Origin of the sequence: Vibrio chagasii (assembly GCA_041879415.1) — a bacterium.
Lineage (GTDB): Bacteria > Pseudomonadota > Gammaproteobacteria > Enterobacterales > Vibrionaceae > Vibrio.
The window spans coordinates 1,727,111-1,748,953 of the sequence record CP090851.1 but is presented as its reverse complement, the minus strand read 5'-3'; the positions used below and the strand labels follow the sequence as shown (position 1 = coordinate 1,748,953).

Sequence of the window (21,843 nt, the reverse complement as noted above, 5' to 3'; positions counted from 1 at the left end):
CCTCAGATGTACTAGGCTGTTACGCCGTTTCAATAAGGGATGAATTGGTAACGAAGGTGATAAACCTGTCGACCAGAAGTGGGTTGAACTGTCCTTTCAACCTCTCCTCAAACAAAATGCGTAGTGCCTTTTCGACAGACATGCCTTTTCTATAAGCTCTATCAGAGGTCATGGCATCCCATGTATCAACAAGCGCGAGTACCTGCCCAATCAACGGAATTTCAGAGCCCTTTAGACGCAAAGGATAGCCGTTTCCGTCCCATCGTTCGTGATGTAACGACCCCAAAATAGACGCCACTTCTAATTCACTCACATCTTGTGTCATTGAGTAAGATTCTTGAACGTGTTTGTTCATCACTTGGCGTTCTATGGGGGTAAGTTTTCCGGACTTATGAAGTACCGCGTCAGGTGTTTTGAGCTTACCTAAATCATGGACAAGAGCTGCATCAAAAATGAGCTCCAACTGGTCTTTCCCGAACCCTAGATAGAGGCCGAATGAGTAAGAGAATAACGCAACCCTTAATGTGTGTTGATAGGTCTCCATCGAGTGCTTGCGCATAGGTTGTAATAACCTTAGAGCATCGAGGGAGTATTTGTGTCCAAGCGCGAGTTTATACACGCGTTCAATCTTGATGTTGTTCATGGTATCTGCTGTATCAATGAGAGAGAGACAGGCAGTATGGAGATGGTGGGAGGAGTAGTTAACTTAATGTGATTGAATGTTTATTAAACACTCTGTATTCGCTTTAATCTGCATGTTTAGAAAAATTTAGAAGTTCATGTAGCAATAAATTTTAAATTAATAACTATAATATTCAATGGTTTAATTTTTAATAATGAATCATAGCTATTTAATGGAGTGAAATTGGGGCTGAGTTCACAATACGCCTTAACTTCATTAACCAGAGTGCTTCTAATGTACCTATTCAACGGCGAATTGTTGAAACGGAATTCGACACGAAATGTGTTTATCTCGGTCGGCTTAGCGATGTCGCTAGTCGGTTGTGGTAGTGAGTCAAACTCCAGCGGAGATCAAGATATTATTGTATCTCCAACAGAGTCCGCCTCTATTAGTGCGCAAGATATTCAAGAATACTCGTTGGTCTCTCAAAGCTTGACTATCGATCTTACAGAGCGTGTACATACATCAAATAACCAAGATTTCGTTCTGACTAATGTTCGTTCTCTATCCGGTGAGACATGCCAAGTAAAAGGCGTTAATGAAGACAGTTTCAATGTCTATTCGTCAGATGTGAACGACTGCTTGTATGAGTATCAAGTAACGACAGCAACCGGCACTTCAATGGCAACTTCATACGCTCGTGTTGCGATGGGACAAAATTATGCGTCTACCACACTTCCTCGAATTACAGCATCAACCTTCGAATCACAGATGGTTGTTGTTGATCTAGAGAGTGAGCTAGGTTCATCGTTACCAAGTGATGACTTTGTACTACAAGATAGAGTTATCAGCTTAGGTTCAGGTACAGCTCGCGTCTTTGGTAAGCATCAGATTGAATTTACGCCAACGGCCAAAGGCCAGACTGAGGTGTATTACAGTTACCAAAATGGTGAGTCGATTCAACAAGGCTCGCTGTCAATTGCAACTTCGGAAGATACCTACAATAACGCACCCACAGCAGAAGATTTCGCCTTTAGTGATTTAGCATTATTGGGTGAAAGCGTTGTGGTGGATGTAACCGATTATATTTCAGACGTGGATGGCGATGATATCCAACTTATCGGCGTGCAGGACTTCAATTCAACAACATCACTTTACGAGCCAGCCAATGTATCCAACACCAAGTTTGAGTTCTCTTCTACAGAGCCTGGTCCTCACGATGTGGCATACACAGTAAGTGACCACATGGGAGGCTACACGACTGGAGTGGCTCGAATAGAAGTCGAACCCGATTTCTCCTTGATTCAAGATTGGGAAGACATTGTTACTCACGACCCTGTGATCAGTTCAGATATTCGCTTTTTCGCACCAATGACCAAAGTGTATGCCGATTACATCAATGCCTCTTATACCGGAACGTTTGTAGAAGATGGTACACAAGGTTTGAAAGATGCCGAAATTGTAACTCAAACGCTTGATCAAGCTCGTCAGTACTGCAAAGTACGAGGCGGTCGTTTACCCCTTCAACGTGAACTTGAAACGCTCGTTACCAATGAAACCAGCGCCTTCACCAACCACAATTGGCCAACAAGCAAGAAGTATTGGACTGCGGAAAATGTTAGTGAAACGAATGCTGCCACTGTTCACTTAAATGACGGATCCATTGGTAACCAGTCAAAAACTGTTGGTATGTATACGACTTGTGTTGATTTGAGCAACCCGCGTGTGAGTGACTTTTCTTCGGTCGTAGAATTAATCTCAGCTTCTGGAAATGAGTATAAATACCAGATTGCTGTAACCCATCCGGATGGTGGAATGGGTGTCTTTCAGGACATAGAGTTAGAAGCCATGGATGAAAACGGAGTTTTTGATTCGGGGCTATCTTCCGAGCATCTCACTTTAAATGAAAGTGGTCTGGCACAAGTGAGTTACTTTGATACGGCCTTCAATAAATCTGTGATATCGCTAAAAGTCAGCTCTATTAACGAGTTGTACCCATTCTTACCGGACGAGGGGGCATCCTCTCTTGATACCAAAGAACCGACTAAGTGGAATCATGTTGATATTCGATATGGTCTGTCATTACCTGAAATTGGAGAAAATGGCCTCCCTGTGTTGTTTTCATATAGCTCACCAGATGGTATGGGCAGCAGCTCGGTTTATAAAGAGAGCTTCGATGGCAATGATTTCATTATGTCTCTGCACATCCGAAATCTCGGAAATGTGACTCATGGCGCTACTTCGTTTTTTATACAACAGCAGGGAAACATGCCGAATACGAGTTGGTATGACGTAACTAGATCGCAGCCTGGAGCGCCTTTGACGGACGATACGTTCAATATTGTTACTCACTTTTTTAAGAATGAATTCAATTTTTACTTGGGCTTTAACAATTTTGTTGGGGCTACAAATGCCGATGTTCAATATGTCGATAGGTACTTGTGGTTTCAAAAGAAAGGAGAGCGCCTCTATCACTATTCATCATCTACAGCGGTAAGACCTGCAGAACCTGACTTTGTCGTTCCTTTTGATTGGGGCGTGATAGATCCGAACAAGCCTTATTGGGTTGGCGCTGGAGGTTCAACGAATTATGAAGATGTTGAAGCTTATGTTGTGACAGCTAATTTTGCCGCATATCTATAGGAGCGTTTGTGTTGAAACTATATAGAGAAATGTTATTGACGGTTGGAACTTCAATGCTATTGGGCTGCGGTGGAGGATCTGGTGATTCTGACTCTGATTCACAACCGATGCAGCCAACTTCGCCATCAGTGGTGTCGATTGAAGCCTCTGTCGTTCAATCAAAAGCACTCGTCAATATGGAATCTGATACCACTGTTCATGTTAGTTCAGATATCGATTTTCGCTTAACTTCCGTCGAGCAAGTCGGTAACGGTGTTGATTGTGAGGTAACTTCGATTGATGGTATGACATTCACAACTTTGTCGGATCAGGTTGGCGAATGCCAATTCGAATATATAGCTGAACCTGTCGCGCAAGATACATACGTTGGTCAAGCGTCATCGCTTGCGAGGGTGTCTGTTTCTGAAACGGCAGAAAATAATACGCTACCAAATTTGTCTGAGACGACTAACGTTGAATCAACAATCATAATTGATTTGTCTGAAGAGCTAGAAAGCGAACTAGATACTTCTATTTATACGGTGTCCGACGAAATTACGTTGTTAGGTTCTGGTTCCGTTGAAGTGGACTCATTGGACAATACGATTACTTATACACCAACAGATATTGGTGTTACTCGAATTATGTACTCAATGACTGATGGTACGGCAACCAAGCTAGGAAATATTGATGTGGCGGTTTCTGACATTGGAAATACGCCACCCGTTGCGAATGATTATGTTCGAGAAGGTAAGCTTGCCAAAGGTATGTCGGTTGAAATCGACCTAACAGATTATGTGTCGGATGTAGAAGACAGTGTGTTTTTAGATTCTGTAAGAGCCTATAACGCTGAAACGGAGATCACTTCAACCACAGAACACACATTTACGTTTCAGTCGTCTGAACCAGGACCACATGAGGTTGCTTATACAGTCACGGACGGTCGTGGCGGTTATGCGGTAGGGCAAGTTTATATTGAGGTAGAGCCTGACTTCGACTTAGTTCAAGACTGGGAAGATATTACGGTGTTCGATGATGTGATTAATGGTGATGCTACATTTTTAGCGCCAATGTCAAAAGCCATGGCGGATTACGTCAACGAAGATTATATCAATGTATGTGTTGAAGATGGTTCTCAAGGCCCAAAACATGCGCAGATAGTGCAAATGAGCTGGGAACAAGCCAAATCCTATTGTGAGCACCGTAGTGGGCGTTTGCCGTTAACGCGGGAATTGGAAGCGCTAGCTATTGAACTACCATTTGCGAAGCACAATTGGCCTACATCGACACCTTATTGGACCGTTGATAAAACTTTAAGCAATGAGGCATCTCTAGTTAGTTTGGTGAATGGTGCTTATAGTAATGGCGATACTTCTTCTGGTTCCGGTTATGCAACATGTGTGTACTTGGAGGGTAAGGTTCAAGATTTTACAGTTGCTGATATGACGAGCGATGATAGCGGGGATGGACGCAGCACAACTCGGTTCATCTCTGCGATATTATTAGACCCAGATGGTAATCCAGCGCCTTATCAGGACGTTGTTTTTTGGGGAACTAAAGGTAATGGCGGGTTTGGAGTTCAGAATGATCAATCAGAATCTTCTTCTGAAACTAGTACTGATGGGGTTGCGACTGCGATTTTTGAGTTTACAGGCGGCTATGAAGATAAAGTCATGGCTCAGCACGGTGAAAGTGCTAATTTTGTGCCTGTTACACTAGAAATCGGTGGCTACGATCCAACCGAACCTGATGATTGGAATGTTTCTAAAGTGCTGGGTGCTAAAGAGCTAGACATGTATGAACCGATTATTAGCAGTGAAGGAACAATGATAAGTTTAGGTGAGCATGACCAATATATAACATCTATATCTCGAAATAATTTCATGGGGTCTTCGTTTGACATTGTGTTTACTGTAGACCGAACAAAGGCTACAAAAGCTAATGCTGGTGCCGTTAATGTCGTGCTACAGCAAGTAAGTTCCGTAGCTCCAGATGTCAATTCTTGGTGTGATGAAGAAATATATGGTTCATGCAGTTGGGGGGCTAACAATAGTGTTGGCACTGCTGGAGTACCTGCTGGTGATAATCGTTATTTAAAATTCGCTTTCGGCTATTACTATAACAACATTACAGTCTCAACAAGTGATGGAGTGGTTGCCGAAGGTGATCAGCCTCATCATAGTGAACGTGTCGTTCACTATAGAATCGTAAATGATGAAGGCCGTATCCGAGTTTATTATACATTAGATAGTAATAGAGAAAATTGGGTACGCTCAGTTGATGTGACTTTGGAATCAACACCTATTGATCTGAATAAATTTTATTACTTGGGGTTCTCAGGGGGAGCTTCTTCAACTGATGCCGATGGCGTGATTGCATATATTACCTATCTTTCGATTCAAGATAGGTAAATGTTTATATAAGTTAAAAAAAGCCACCGTTGATAAGGTGGCTTTCTTATAATTTACGCTTATTGAAAATTAACCGTACTTATTAATAAATGCAATAACATGCTTATTGCTAAGTAGCTCTATTTTATCAATCGTTAGAATACAGTATGTGTATGATTTGTTTTTAAACGCAATGTTAGAGGCTTCTTCTGTTGGCTCTGAGAATTTATAGATTTCAAATCCAAGTTTTTTCATTAGATCCAATGCATTTGGATTCTTGATCATCATAGAGAACTTCTTGATCTTCGTATTTCTTGCAAGAAGCTTCATATCGGAAATCAGGTTCGCAATAGATTGTTCGCGTTTCTCAGAGTGACCACTAACCACAATGTAATTTAAGTTATGATTAGAATCTAAAGAGCAGGCTTGCTTGAGATGTAGGCGCTTATTTTTGTATTGCTCGAATACCTCTTCATTGAAGAAAAAACCCAAGCTATGACTAACAATATCGCCATTAACATCGATCAATTTTCTGCCATGCGCCTTTTTTTCACTGTAATAGAGAAACAGATCGATAGTCTCAAGAGGTGAAGGGTCCACCTTTGTATATTGCGAAATCAGCTTTATTCTATCAATTACTGTTTTGTCATTCTGATCTGTCATCAATGGCATGATCTTACAGTTGCAGCCTTCTTCAATATCCCCTTTAGTGATAGATGATATTCGGCTTTGAAATGAAAAAAACCGTTCACTCAGGAAATCTTCAAGTAGTGCAGTGTCTTCGTTATCTTCGGAATCAAAAGACTTCAACGTTGTATACAAGTCTAGACCAAGGCAGTCCAATAGCTTTAGGGCTTTGTAGTTACTTGGCTTTACTTTGCTATTTTCCCATCGATTTATCGTTACGACATCTACAGAGCTGAATTCATCATCTAAGTGATTAATGTATGCTGCAAAATCCTTTTGCGTTAACTTCAATTTCTTGCGCGCTTCGCGAAGTAATTTCGGAAATTTCATCATGGTAGAGTATTCATCTTTGATTAGTGACATTACGTTCCGATTCGTCAGATAGTCTATTTTATCAATCGTTAATATACAGTAGCCATAATGTTTATCTTTGAATGTGATATTACATTTTTTAGCAGAAGGTTCAGAAAATTTAAATACTTCAAATCCTAGGCCCTTCAAGAGTTTCATCATGTTGGGATCTTTTACTAAAACAGAATACTTTTTAATATTTTTGTTCTGAGAAAGTAACTGTATATCTGAAACTATATGCTCAATAACATGATCTTTTGTCTCTGAGTGTGAGCTTATATTAAAATAATTTATGCTTTTGCCTGAATTTAAAGAGCAGGCAAGTCTGAGATCTAGCTCTTGAGTTTTTAATATCTCAAATTGATGGTCTTCAAAGAAAAAGCCTACGTTGTGGCTCACAATGTCACCATCTGTATTGATGAGCTTGTGACCATGTGCTTTTTTCTCACAGTAATAGAGATATAAATCAATTTGGTCCAGTGGCGAAATGTCGACTTTTGTGAATTTAGAAAGTAGTTTGATTCTGTCGATAACGCTAGTGTCACACGGCTCTGACATTAAAGGCAGTGACTTAAAACTGCGTTGGCCTTGTTTTTTATTGAGGCCTGCTAGAGCTGAAATTCGACTTTGAAATGAGCCATGGGATTCGTTAAAAAACGTTTCGATTAGCGTATCTTCTTGTTCGGACTTGAAGCTCTTTATTGTCTCAAACAAATCTCCACCAAGGTACTGTAAGATCTTGAGTGCTTTGTATGTACTTGGCTTTACCTTATTGTTTTCCCAACGATTTATCGTTACGACGTCAACCGCATTAAATTCATCGTCCAGCTGATTTAAGTAGGTTGCAAACTCTGTTTGTGTAAATTGAAGTTCCTTTCTGAAGTTACGTAACAACTGTGAAAACTCACTCATTAAAACATTAACCTTCTGATAATTAACTCAATGTCTCGATTCTAATTTAGACATCAAACTCTCTATTTAACATCCTCAGTAATTTGTTTTTTACGGATGTTAATTGTTTGGGTTGATTGATCTGTATGTTGCGCATGTCCCTAAAAAGGCGAAATGCCAAAATAGTGACGTCAAATCTATGGCATCTAGCCTGGAGACTTGTCAATCTACTGTGAAGTGCGCGTTAATGTTCAGATACAACCTTGCCTTTTTCTTATCTATTTTATTGATCCCATTCTCCGCCCAAGCTGATACTACAGGGCTAAAAATGGATCTGTCCGTAGACAGTGCATCTTATGACAATGGACAAGAGGTGGTTTACACGCTTGTTTTAACGAATGGGTCAGACAAAGCCATTAGTGACTTTGACGTTAAAGATGAGCTACTCAATATTCTGACGACAGATGACCAAGGCAAGAGTGTCAACGCGTTTACTCAGGCTACTATCCAAGCGCATTCGACGGTGCTTTCATCAGCGGGCACGTTTAATCGTTTCGGAAACCTAGAAGCATCTGGCGTGCGTGTTGCCGCAGGTGGTTCGGTGACCTACACAATGTCTGCAATGGTTTCTGATGAGGCTGCAGGAACGATTGACAACTTTGCGACGGCGAGTTCTGGACTGTTGGATTCGGTGGATTCAAATACAGAATCCATTCAACGAGGCCTATATGAACACGACATTACGGTGTCAGTTGATAAGACTCACTACCAACTGAATGATGAGCTTACCTATACCATCAAGGTGTCGAATACCGGTGACACTGTTATTAAAGCGATTGACGTTCAAGATGCTATTGCTGACATCAAGGCGCTGAATATCGAAGGTGCACTTGAACCGGCTTTTACTGCCAACGTGAATTCGGCTTCTGTTGAAGGGGACGAAAGTGACGCCGGGACATTTAGCTCATCAGGGAATTTAGTTGTCAGTGATGCCTCGATAGATATCGGCGGTTCTATTACTTACACCATCGAAGCTACCGTTGCCGACAATTTAGTCGGCGATATTGTTAGTAGCGATGTGACAGCTGAAACTCGTGATGCTTTGGTTTCTGCTGATGTGTTAACCACGCCGCCTACTGCGCCAAACGTCTCTCTTACCCATACCTTAAATCAATCAGACAGTTACTTGGTTGATGACAAGTTTTCTTACACGGTCAAGGTAACCAACCAAGAAAACTCCGGTATTGCTTATCACTATTCTGTTCAGCAGTTTTTGGAAGATCTCAAGACCGACTTAGGTAACGACCTTGGGAGCGACAAGAACGCTGACGACACAACTGGCAACCCGTATGAGTCTTGGACCAACCAAGTTATTACTCTAGGTTCCAACAGCCGCTCTGAATTAGCAGATAGTGGCGTTGAATCTAATAAATCGTTGGATGATGTCGCCTCAATTTATCCAGGTGAGCAAATCCTTTACTCAGTGGAGGTTGATGTAAGCCCAGTTTCCATTGGTGCCATTCCTGAGGTTATCGCACGTGTAGTGGATGCAGATGGCACGGCAGATTCTGGTGACGTGTTAACAAATCCTTTAGACACTAAAGAAGTCATCCACTCTTCATCGAGCCAAATTACTCGTAATAAGAAAACGACTGACACTACGTATGTACCAGGGGTATCTGGTCAGAATGAAGTGGTTTACGACATTGTTGTTTCGAACAAGGATTCTGAGTTCTTCGCGAACGATATTGAAGTTGTCGATAAATTTGCTTGTATCGTGACAAAGCAAACGGATGGCAGCCTGGGTTCAGCATTCTCTGAGTGGAAACTGGAGGTGAGTGATCGTAGTGGTGACGGCACAAATTATGGTTCGTTTAACTATGGTGCGTGGACGACTGACGACATCAATTTAAAACTCGATCTCGCGCCTGAAGGTGTCGTTCATTATAAATTGACCGCAAGAGTGGCTGACACCAGCGTGGGTCAAATTGTTGATGATGGTACGGATGCCGGCTTGTGTTTGGGCGATAACCTAAGCGAGTCGGGTTCTGGTGTCCAAATGCCAAACTCGAAATTAAAAGTCCAAAAGGAAGTGGATTCTCGTTACTACTCAGCTGGTGGCACACTAAATTATGATATCACAGTAGAGAATAACGGTGACGGCTACGCGATTGATGTGCCAGTTTATGATGATTTAGTCTCTATCATGACTCAGTCTATTAACGATACGCCGACTAAAGCGTATTTGAGCTGGGTTATTACGGCGAAATCTTATGCTTCTGATGGCTCTATCTCGACAAACAGTGATCCTGGCTTTACTGGTCAAATTGAAGGCAATCAAAATAATAAAGTGATCTTAGATGAGAAGGCTAAGTTAGCCCCACACGATAAGATTATTTATAGCATTGCGGCGGTCGTAAACCCAATTGCCGATGATGAGATTCGAAATGAAGTGACGGTAGACAGCGTGCTTTACTCCGATAGAGGAGCTTATCCACGTGATTATTACCTCACTCTGGACAAGCGTGTAGATGGGCATAATGAGCAAAATGCCTATACTGACACGACGACCGAAATCACCTATACGATTAAGGTGAGCAACCCGGAAGGGAATGGTTTTGCATCTAATATTAACGTTAAAGATGAAATCAGCACGATAGAGGCTGAGCTTCTTCATGAGCCGGGTGAGACCAAGCCGGTATTTTCATCTTGGACGATCAGCGCTCAAAAAGAGGCGGCCTCTCCTTGGGTGCTAGCCGTAACCGACCCTGGTGACTTTTCGGATAATAATGACCTTAATGCTACGGCACAAATCCCTCCCGGCGCTTCTATCACCTACACCATTGTTGGACAGCTTGACCGAAGTGATGACACTGAAATCCTATGGGGGGCGTTCAGCAATACCGCTAAGGTAACAGGCCCAGATACTAACCTATCGGATACTGTTCGTACTCACCCAAGTGAGCCAAATCTTGTGGTTGATAAAACCGCTCAAAGCGCAGAGTTTGTGGGCGGTGAGCGAACGTCGTTTGATATCTACGTCTACAACAGAGGCGTTGGTTACGCTAATGATGCACAGGTAAAAGATAGTATTTCAGCGCTTAACTTTTTTGATAGCTGGACGATTGTCGGAACAACCAATACAGACAAACCGGGATCGCGCTACGGTGATATCTCTGACAATGCTGATATTGATACTAACGTAGATATCACTCCTGGTGGCTGGGTGCACTATGAGGTAAGTGGTGTGGTTAGGTCTGACTATGAAGAAGACCAAGTATCAAACCGTGTTGATGTTTATGACCCGATCACAGACCGTGAGCACAGCTCTTCTGCACAAATAGATAACTCGAACAGCGCCTATGACATCAACGTTTCACTGGCCAAAACGACGGACGTAGTTCGTTATACTCCGGGTGAAGATCTCACTTATACCATTGTTATTGGCAACAATAGTGATACCGAAGAAACCGATCTTATTTTTATGGATCGTCTGAACGATATCACCACAACACTGGCTAACGATAAAGATGGTGAAGCCGAAGATTCTCTCGCTCAAAATCCGTTTGAGTATTGGTCGGTTGATACTGGTTCGGGATTTGGCTCACCGACGACTAAAGATGTCGAATTACCGATTTCTATTCCTGCAAAAGACTTCGTGACAGTGCGTATCAAAGCGCGAGTTAAAGATAATGCGGTGTCCAGCGGTGTTGCTGATAGAGATGCTGGAATCATCCGAAACGAAGCGGTGCTGATCCACAGCAGTGATGTTGGATGTACCAATGACTGTGAGTATGCGAAACGTGCCGTGGCTGAAAACCACCAAGTTTACAACAATGGTGGTGTGGTTCGCTCAACCAATATTAGTCGATACTCACCGGGTGATGAGCTGACCTATACCATCAAGTACAACTCCCAGGATGGTCATGGCTACCGCAACAATGTTGACGTCAATGAACTGATTAATGGTATCTCAGTTGAGCTTCAAGACGGTACGTTTGGTAATCCGTTCTTCGATGATGCGGCGGGTACGAATAAGTTTACGGTAGCTGTTGCGAAGAGTGACCCTGCAAATGCGGGAACAACCGATGGCACAAACGACGGTGATGTTAAGAACGATACTGATATCGTGACTTCCATTGATATCGACGCAGGGGAAGACGTGACTTACACCGTTACGGGTATCGTTAGACCTGATGCGACGGGTGATATTCATTACCGAGATACCGTAGTGCTGCCCGATGATTACCACTTGGATTTTGATAAAACAACCGATGAAGTGGTTTATGAACCAGGTAAAACGGTGACTTATCATTTAGTGGTTGAGAACGATGGTAAAGGTAACGCTCACGACATTCCAATAGTCGACAACCTAAAAGACATCACCGTTGATCTCGTAGATGGCTCGACAGGGCCTGCGTATTCAAGCTGGACCATTACATCCATCGCTTCAGGCACCGATTCCGATTACGTAGATGCTGGCGCGGGCGCGGGTAATGTCTATACCTCAACGGACAGTAATCTCAATCTTCAAGCGGATATTCCGATGGGAGCGACACTTGAGTATCGAGTGGTTGCGACCATCAACGACAAAGCGAATGGCGGTATCGTGAATGTGTTGACTGTCGATGGCGATACGATTTCTCACAACATCCAACAAGAAGCGCGCAAAGTCGATTTTGAGAAGAACATCATCGCTTACTACGATGCTGATGATAATCCAATGCCAGGGGCGACAAGTTATATGCCTGGGGGATACGTTGAGTATGAAATCTTAATAGAGAACGTTTCTAGCGCTCACGTTGATGACATGAGTTTACGTGACGACATCGACCAAATTAACACACAGTACTTTGATGGTTCTCGTGGCCCAGCCTTTGATAGCTGGACTATTGAAACCTTCTCAGACGGTTCTGGAATTTCAAACCCTGATGTTGATAACTCGATTCGAGATAACCAGCCAATTGATACGCATTTTGATATATCCGCGGACAACTTTGGTCGCTCAGGATCACTCGCATTCGTGCGTTATGTCATTAAAGCCAAGATTAGCCCAAAAGCAGTAGGCTCGTTCACTAACAGAGCTTACATGGGCGAAGACAACGGAAATGAATTTATTGCCGTTTCTCCGCCAGCGTCAATGTCAGACCCCGAAATTGCATTCAGCAAGCAAGTGTACTCCGACTCTGGCCTATCGAGTAAGAAAGAACATTACTCCCAAGCGCCTGGTGAAAGTGAGGTTTACTACCGCGTTCAGATTAAAAATACAGGTAACGGCACTGAGTATGGCTCTCGTCTAGAAGATACCATTTCGGCGATTGAAACGCGTATTGCTGAAGATGCTTCATCAACAGGCAGCGACCCTGTCGGGCAGCCATTTTTGTCTGGCTGGGAAGTGGAGCTAGAGAAAACTGCAGCGGCTGGCTCTATTACGGATGCGGTTGACTTTGTTTCTGGCAACGATGTCGATATTGATAACGACATTGTTATCGCACCTCAAGAAAGCCTGACTTTTATCATTCATGGTGTCATCCGCGAGGATGCATTAGGTGAAATCCTCAACAGAGCGAGTTACGACGGCGGTGTTCGAAGTGCGAATCTACTGCCGCTTGAAAACAAGATTAGTGTTTCTAAACGTGTGGTATCGGTGAATGGTAAACCGTTCTCTGATGGCGACACTTACCTGCCGGGAGACCAAGTCGAGTATGAATTTGTCGTGGCTAACCCAGAAAATGGTTGGGCTAATGATGTGCATATCAAAGATGTGATGAGCAACGTTCAAGTCGAAGTTATTGGCGGGGACGTAGAATCGGCGTTTGTTTCGAGCGAAATATCTCATGAAGTAAGCAATGGTATTGATGCTAACGCTGATACTTATGTTCCGGACTACAACGCAAACCACAATCTAAACATCGAAGCAGATATCGCCGCAGGTGAAGTGCTGACGTTTAAAGCAACCGGCGTGATACGTGATGACGCATTGGGCACCATCAGTGCTAACCGAGTAACGGCAGACGGTGAATCTGCTACATCTGAAAAGATCCCGCCACAAGCGGTTGAGCTCGATTACTTCAAAACCCTAGTTTATACCGATGGTGAATCTGTTGGTTGTACCGTGCCTTCGAGTGACGGAAAGGGATGTAACTACGCGCCGCGTGGAGACGTTGAGTATCAAGTAACGCTTGCTAATACGGGGGACAGTATCGCCAATGATGTGAGTGTTATTGATGCCATTCATGCCATTAAAACGGAAGATGGTGATGATGCGTTCTCTGAGTGGTCTACAGCGATTGCGGAGGAACCAGCGGGTTCATATGACGTACAGGGTGATTACAACGGAAGTGTCCCGTTAGATGCAACGGTCGACCTTCGTCCTGGTCAGCGTATTGTTTTTGATGTGAAAGGTAAGGTCTCAACATCAGCAACTGGCACTATCACCAATACGGCGCAGGTTAATGGCGATGACACTAACGACATCGTCTTGAACCCAGGTCGCTCCAACATTCTCGTTGATAAGTGGACCTATACACCAGAGTACATACCGGGCGGCACGATTAACTACTACATCGACATTACCAATGATGATGTCGACACAGGCTTGTTCTCAATTCGCGACATGATCAGTGGCTTTGAAGTCGAAACTGTCGATGGTTCGATGCAAACGGCACTCACGCAGTGGACGGTTGATTATGAGGTTCTTGCTAACTCTGCTCCTCTAGATCCAAATGCGAATGACTTCTCAGAGCTAGATAAACTAGTAGGGCAAAACAGCCCAGATATTAATCTGCCCGCCGAATCTCTCAAGATCTCAGGGCGTGATGACACAGGCACTGGTGGCGGTGATCAGCATACGCTTGTCCGTATTCATATCGAAGGCAAGGTTCGTGATGACGCAATAGGTCGTTTTACCAATACCGCTTATTTGCGACATGGTTTAGACGACTCAAAGATGATTCGTCTAAGAGAGGGGTACATTACTCCAAAATCGGGCAACTTGGTGCTAACCAAAGAAGCAACTCCGATAGCTGAACCTGATGCTAAGTACCAACCGGGTCAACCTATCTCATACAAGATCACCATCGCGAATACTGGGGAAGGCTATCTTGTGGATCAGATCCTGACGGATCGCATCGATACCATCATGACAGAAGTAGCGAATAGCCCAGATCAAGAGCAAGCGCTGACTGGCAGCTGGCTCATCAGTGATGAACAACTTGATGGAAGTGGCGACCCAGCACTGAACGCTCGTAAAGATGTGTCCAATACTGTTCAAGGTTACCGCGCGACTTACAGCATTCACCCTGGTGACAGCTACTCATTTGTTGTGACAAATACCGTAAACGACAAAGCCAAAGGTGAGATCACCAATGTGGTTACAGTTGAAGGTGATGATGGTGAATACACCGCAGACGCGACTTACATTCCTGAAGATGCGCAAGTCGAAATTACAAAAGAGGTTGATAAGGCGGAGTACCTTCCGGGAGAAATTCTGCAATACACAGTGACCGTGACAAACAACGGATTAGGCTGGGCAGAAGATGTTGCCATTGAGGATGCGCTGCAGTCTGTTGAAACCATAATTGCTGGTGGTGAAACGTCGCACGCCTTTGAGCCTGCTTCAATCCAAATCTCGGCAGCCTCAACAACGGGTGAGACGCCAGTGCCAGCTCCAACGAGTGGCGAAGATCTTAACGAAACGTTAGATATTGCTCCTCAAGATAGCGTTGTTTTCACGATTCAGGTGACAACCAATCCACTTGCAACAGGTGATATCACGAACTTGGCATCAGCCTCCTTCGACGGCACGACGTTTGATGATACTGCGACGAGTACACCTGTACTAGCAACGCTGTCTATCAAAAAAACGGTCGATACGCCTACATATGAAGTGACAAAGTTAAGCCATTACGAAATTACGGTGACCAATAGTTCAGATGCTTTTGCTTCAGGTGTTCAACTGCAAGACATTATCAGCGGTATTGAAGTCGACACGACGACTGAGACAAAAGAGTCTGCATTCCTAATGTGGGAAGTCAGCTTTGAAGCGAGTGATGACCGCACAGTGGTGAACCCAGATAACTTTGAGTTAAGCGAAGACATCGACGCCAATATGGATATTGCGCCACAAAGCACCGTGACGTTCCATGTCGAAGCATTAATTCGTACAACTGCTGTTGGTGATATTAGTAATACAGCGACCATCACCTATAACGGTACTCAACAAGATTCTACAGTAGTAATGACACCGAAAGATTCTGAGTTTGTTGCAACGAAAACCAATGTGCAGACGGAATATGTACCGGGTGAGGAATTAGAGTTCCTGATCACTATTCAGAATACCTCAAACAACAACATCAATGATCTCAGTGTTGTCGACGACATGAGTACGATTGAAGTTGAGTATTACGACGATACAACAGGCCCAGCCTTTGTTTCTGGCACAACTTCTATGGTAGTAGAATCAACCACTGTAGGGACAACCGCCGAACAAATCAGCCCAACAGAATACAGTGTTGATATTGCGCCACACGGTACGGTCGTTTTCCGCTCAAAAGGTACAGTGGTTGATACGGCAACGGGACGTATCGTCAACACCGCACAAGTCGATGGGGGTGATGTGGTCAGTCCTCCAGTTCATACTGTCGCGGCTGTTGTTCAAGCAGAGCTCTTTACCGACGCACCTTATTACGTACCGGGTGAGGAGGTTGAGTATCACTTAGTCGTACAGAACATTGGTCGCGGTATTGCCAAAGATGTAGCGCTTTATACTCAGTTTGCAGAATCGATGGGTGACCACATTGATGGTTCACATAGCAACTCGTTTGATAAAGGAACCCTAAGTGCGACATGGGAAGGAGCAGAGACGCAACCGGGTACCTTTGACGTTGATAGAGATTTGGCCACGGTCGTTGACATCGCACCGGGTGGCAAGATTGATTACACCTTCATCTTGACGGTTAACGAAGACATGCTGACCAACATCGATGTTTTTGGCTATTACCTTGATTTAACAGGTAGTTCAACGGCACGTACTCGTTCGAAAAACACCAAGGAATCTGATGCATCTAAACAGATAACGGGTAATCAAGTCTCAGCTTTGAACCTGCCTCCAGTCGGTGCTGATCTGGTTGTTGAAAAACGTTCTGATAAACCTGAATACACCGAAGATGACGACAGTGTTATTTACTACTTAGCGGTCACTAATAACGGCTTGGGTAATGCTGCGAACGTTCGCCTAACGGATGAAATCAGTGAATTGAAGAACAGCGTTGGCAACGAAGTGTTTACCGACTGGACCATTGAAGGGGTAGAAGTTGATGAAACGGGCGCAGTGATTCAGCGTCATAGCTTCCCATCAAGTACAGACTTAGATACCACGGTTAACCTTAAGTCTCAAAAGCGTAACGCCTTCGCATTTGAAGTGGTGGGTACGCTAGGCAAAGGCTTGGATGATGACATCACCAACACCTTCACCGCGACGGAATTGGACGGTACCGAAACCAGCGACAGCGTCACTAATCACATTAAGAAAATTCCAGATAACTCTGGGGTACTTGAGCTAACGAAATCTGCGTTACAAGACACGGCGCAAGTCGGCGATGCGGTTGAATACGAGATCATCGTTGAAAACAACAATGAATCGTACTTCAAGAACGTGACTGTAGAGGATCGTTACCCAGGTGGCCTGAAATACATCGTGGATACTTCAGAAATAGTGTTGAGTGGTATTGATGGTGAGTTTGGTACACAAGATGACCAAGTGATCACTCAAGAGCCGTCAGACACCGGCAAGCTCATGTTCACCTCGTTGAATTTTGAACCGGGCGAGAAGCTGCGTATTCGTTACTTATTACGAGTATCGGTCGGTGCCACTTTTGGTGATTACATCAACACAGCTGTCGCTAAAGTGGATGGCTCGGCGGTATCCAATGAAGACACTGCTAAAGTGACGGTTGAACCTGACAAGGTATTCGATACTTCTTCGATCATCGGCAAGGTGTTTGAAGATCACAACAAAGATGGATTCCAAGCCGACGCTACAGCCTTTGATGTGGAGTTAACCGCGAACCTAGCAAAACAAGGCTATGTCGCCGACTCAACACATATCATTCGTGATGGACAAGATATTGCTGTTAAAGATGGCGCAATAACCACAGCACTTGAGCAAGGTTTGGAGCTGGGTGACCTTTGGGGTCATTCAGTAAATCGAACGCTTCCAGAAACCAGCAAAGTGGTGATTCAATTCAAGACTCGCACCCAGCAGAGCTTTGATTTCTATGTCACGACCGATGCGGGCTCCCGTATCGAGTTTGATGCACAAGGTCAGATTCAATTTAAGCATGAATCGGACAAGAAAAAGGGACTGAGCGCGGAAAACCTCAACGTAACCAGAAACCTGTATCGCGATGGCGAGGATTACCTGTGGGAAATCGTTATCGAGAACAAAGGTATTTACGAAGATGGTATTCCGGGCGTTAAGTTGATGACGGTTGAGGGAATCGTTATTTACACAGACCAGTACGGTCGTTACCACGTGCCCGACCAGTGGGTACTCAATAAGAAAGGTAAGAACTTCCTCGTGAAGTTGGACACAGATTCGTTACCCACCTCCATGGAGGTGGTGAGCGAAAACCCGAAAGTGTTGCGAATTACCCCGAACAAGCTCACCAAGTTCAACTTTAGCGTGCATCGCAAAGCTCAAGAAAGTGAACAGCAGTAGGCCATTGGAACCGTATCTGGAAATTGTATGAAAGTATTTAGTAAGTCCCGTGTAGCCACGTGTGTGTTGGCTGCGATCCCTGCAATGGCACTGGCCAAAGACACGGGTAAGCTTGAAAAGCTTGGTTCTGAGACAACGGGCATTGAAATTACCAAGTCTAACCAGGCGCAAGACAGCTCACGTATTTACCTTGAACAAGGCGCTATTTGGGCAAGCCGCGACATCACTCGTTTTGACCCCGTATTAGATGTCAGCGTCAGCGACGAGTTAGAAGTGGAACAAGGCACATTGCGTGACAGCGTCGGTTTCACGATCACGACTAACTATGGTTACTACATCAAAAAGTACCAGTTGGAAGTGTACCGTGTCGGCGATTTTGGTTTATCTGAGCCCATCGCGGTACTTGATGGCGATAAATTGGCAAACGACTCAGACATCAATTGGGATGGTCAAACCGATGTCGACTACCAGTTTGAGGTGGGTGAGCAGCTGATGTTCCGTCTAAAAGCGTGGGACAAAGATGGCAACATGGACGTGACCACGGTTGGTGTGACGGATTTGGTGAAGCCTGACTCTGAAGTGGACATCGACCGTAACGATAACGACGATGAAGAGAGCAAAGACAAAAGCTACGGTCAAGCCAAGTTGATGCGCCATAACATCCCGACCAATGCTGGTTTAGCTAAGTTCATTGGTACCGGTTTGAAAGGCGTTGATAAGGTCATCATCGGTGAAGATGAATTTGACGTCGAAGATGGCAACTTATACGCAGAACAGTATCTGCCGACAGACTCTTACATTTTCCCAACCAAGGTTGTATTTGATAACGGCGATGAGCGTCGTTATAAGCTCTACGTTCGTATTCCAGATACGTACTACGCTCAAACGGGTTTGGCTGATCTTTATGTTGGGAAGAACAATGTCTCTGGTAATAACAGTGCGTTGAGCGTTGATGACCAATATCAAGATGATATCTATAACCAAGGACGTTTGGCGTACTTTGGTCAGGGTAAATTTGGCGATAAGCTTCGCGTGACCACTCACTTTGATACTCGAGAAAGTGAGATAAAAGATATGTTCAAACATCCGTTTGCATCAGACGATTCGGATGTGTTCGATATTCTCGAAGACGATGATGAGCTTTATTACGGCAACTATGGTGACAGCTCAAACATTGAAAAAGTAGTCAACACCAAGGGTAAGGTTTACCTCAACGTAGAATACGATAAATCGCAGTATTTATGGGGAAACTACAACACGGGGTTAACCGGTACTGAGAATAACGATTACAACCGTAGCCTATATGGATTCAAAGCCGATTACCGTACTCGAGATACCACACAATACGGTGAAGACCGCTTAAACGTGGTCGGTTTTACGGCAGAAGCTGACTCCTTATATGCGCATGATGAGTTCTTAGGTACAGGCGGCTCTCTGTATTTCCTTCGCCACGGTGAAGCGGTACCGGGAAGTGACAAGGTTTACGTAAAAGTAAAAGATGAATTTGGTCTAGTACAAAGCGAAATCCCACTTGAGCCGGGCGTCGACTATGACTTCGACCCGTACCAAGGCCGAATCATTTTGACTAAACCACTCGACAATATCTTGTCTGACAGTTTTGGTAGCGTGATCGAAAACGGCGATGACTACGAAAATTTTCTGGTTGTCGATTATGAATACGTTCCACAAGGTTCAGACTCACTCGATGCCATGTCGTATGGTGGACGAGCAAAAGGTTGGGTTAACGATCATATCGGTGTCGGTGTCACTTATGCGACGCAAGAAAAAGATAACCAAGATTACGAGTCTTACGGCACCGATTTAACGTTGCGTGCGACTGAAGGCACCTACATTAAAGCCGAGTTTGCCCACAGTGAAGGTACTCAAACTGAATCGAACTTCGTCTCTACAGACGGTGGTTTAACCTTTACACCTATTGGCGATACCTTAGAAGATCGTGAGGGCGACAGTGTTCAAATTACCGCAGTGACGAGCCTTTATGACCTAGCACCAACTATCTTTGGTGCAGTAGGTAATGACTTCAAGCTTTGGTATCGAGACAAAGACGCAGGGTACAGCTACGCGAGCAGCAGCGATGACCTAGAGCAAGAAGCCTATGGCGCTGAACTTCGTTTGCAAGCGACGGATCGTTTAGCGGTACTTTCCCGTTTTTCCACCAACGAAGAGCGCGATGTTGACGGTAATCTAGAAACAGATACTGAAACGATTGAGATCGAAACTCAAGTCAAAATCACTCAGCACATCAAGGTTTCAGCAGCCGGGCAACAAACCGAAGAGCTTAACCAAAACGATGAGCAAAGTGATGCGACTTTAGCGGGTGTGAGATTGGAGTACATGTGGGACAGTGATAACAGCGTCTACATCAAAGGCCAAACCACAGTCGCACAGTCGGATGATTATGACGAGAACGACAGTGCCTCGATTGGTGCGGAATTCCAAGTGCTGGACGATTTGTCATTAGGTGGTGAATATACCGATGGTGACCGCGGGCAAGTTGCTGAAGCGACCGTGACTTACGATGTGTCGGATGATCATTCAACGTACCTTACTTATGTTGATGACAACTACGAAGGCCAAAATAACGTGATTGTCGGGCAACGTGCGGACCTCACCAGCAGTGTCGATTTCTACCAAGAGAACCAATTCGTTGATGAAAACGATGGCCACGGCCGCATCGATTCCTATGGCTTCGGTTATGACGTGACGGAAGATGTTGAAATGGGCATCGGTTATCAACTGGGTGAAATCGAAGACGACCAGAACATCACAACAGAGCGTGAGTCCATCAGTTTCAATGCCTCAATCGATCTAGATGACATCACCCTAAATCACAAATTTGAATACCGAGTGGATAAGAGTGAAGACGACCCAGAGATAGCACAGCGTGAGCTGCAACAAATCGTGACGACCAACCGTTACACGCATCACTTAACAGAAGAGTACACGCTGTTTGGTAAGTACAACTATTCAATCACAGAGAGTGAAACTACTGGCGAAACCATGGCGCAATTCACTGAAGCCACAGGTGGACTAGCGTATCGACCGATCTACAACGATCGACTCAACTTATTGAGTCGCTACACCTATATTTCAGACTTCGACCAGCTAGATCGCGATGTGGATTATCAAGATGAAACCAGCCAGATCATTGAGGTGGAAGCGATCTACTCAATTGATCAGCATTGGGATGTCGGCACTAAGTATGCGCATAAAGATAAAGAGCAAGCTTTTGAGCGTGCTTCTGGCGCGAACGAGATCGTTAAAAGCGACATCGATTTATACGGGCTTAGTGCTTCTTACCGTGTGATGAAAGAGTGGGATGTAACGGGTGAATATCACTGGAAAACTGACACACTCAATGATGAGTTAGAGCACGGCGCCTTAGTCTCTGTGAACAAGCACATTGGTGAGAACCTAAAAATGGGCATTGGTTATAACTTCTCTGCGTTTGATAGCGACTTAACCAACGATGATGATTATGACGCATCAGGCGTGTTCATTAACTTAGTCGGTAAGATTTAAGCGATTCCCAAGTGGAC

The 21,843-nt window shown here is 44.3% G+C and carries 6 protein-coding genes; 4 read left to right on the top strand and 2 right to left on the bottom strand.

The genetic code is table 11. The features are described from left to right. Nucleotides 1-19: 19 nt before the first annotated feature. Entirely contained in the window at nt 20-559 is a 540-nt protein-coding gene (locus L0991_07745) for an HD domain-containing protein (GenBank protein ID XGB61340.1), read from the bottom strand. 357 nt (nt 560-916) lie between these two features. Between L0991_07745 and L0991_07740 the strand changes: the two genes are divergently transcribed. Together L0991_07740 and L0991_07735 are read left to right on the top strand one after the other, a co-directional pair. Next, the gene (locus L0991_07740) at nt 917-3,265 is read left to right on the top strand and encodes a hypothetical protein (GenBank protein XGB61339.1); all 2,349 of its coding nucleotides are present in this window, start codon (nt 917-919) and stop codon (nt 3,263-3,265) included. A gap of 8 nt (nt 3,266-3,273) precedes the next feature. After that, nucleotides 3,274-5,655 carry a hypothetical protein gene (locus tag L0991_07735; GenBank protein ID XGB61338.1) on the top strand — a complete coding sequence of 794 codons (2,382 nt, stop codon included), beginning with the start codon at nt 3,274-3,276 and terminating at the stop codon, nt 5,653-5,655. Nucleotides 5,656-5,724: 69 nt separating this feature from the next. Here the strand turns inward: L0991_07735 and L0991_07730 are convergent, their stop codons facing one another. After that, nucleotides 5,725-7,584, bottom strand: coding sequence for a helix-turn-helix transcriptional regulator (locus tag L0991_07730; GenBank protein ID XGB61337.1), 1,860 nt, complete (start codon nt 7,582-7,584; stop codon nt 5,725-5,727). A 307-nt stretch (nt 7,585-7,891) separates the two neighbouring features. Here L0991_07730 and L0991_07725 point away from each other — a divergent pair, with 307 nt between their 5' ends. Together L0991_07725 and L0991_07720 are read left to right on the top strand one after the other, a co-directional pair. Next, nucleotides 7,892-18,283: a DUF11 domain-containing protein gene (locus L0991_07725; protein XGB63869.1), complete on the top strand. Its 10,392-nt coding sequence runs from the start codon at nt 7,892-7,894 to the stop codon at nt 18,281-18,283. Between the two features lie 27 nt (nt 18,284-18,310). Further along, entirely contained in the window at nt 18,311-21,826 is a 3,516-nt protein-coding gene (locus L0991_07720; protein XGB61336.1) for a hypothetical protein, read from the top strand. Nucleotides 21,827-21,843: the final 17 nt, after the last annotated feature.

Coding starts and splice junctions, on each gene's coding strand:
- L0991_07745 (XGB61340.1), bottom strand. CDS start 559: ATGCGCAAGCACTCGATGGAGACCTATCAACACACATTAAGGGTTGCG.
- L0991_07740 (XGB61339.1), top strand. CDS start 917: ATGTACCTATTCAACGGCGAATTGTTGAAACGGAATTCGACACGAAAT.
- L0991_07730 (XGB61337.1), bottom strand. CDS start 7,584: ATGAGTGAGTTTTCACAGTTGTTACGTAACTTCAGAAAGGAACTTCAA.
- L0991_07725 (XGB63869.1), top strand. CDS start 7,892: ATGGATCTGTCCGTAGACAGTGCATCTTATGACAATGGACAAGAGGTG.
- L0991_07720 (XGB61336.1), top strand. CDS start 18,311: ATGAAAGTATTTAGTAAGTCCCGTGTAGCCACGTGTGTGTTGGCTGCG.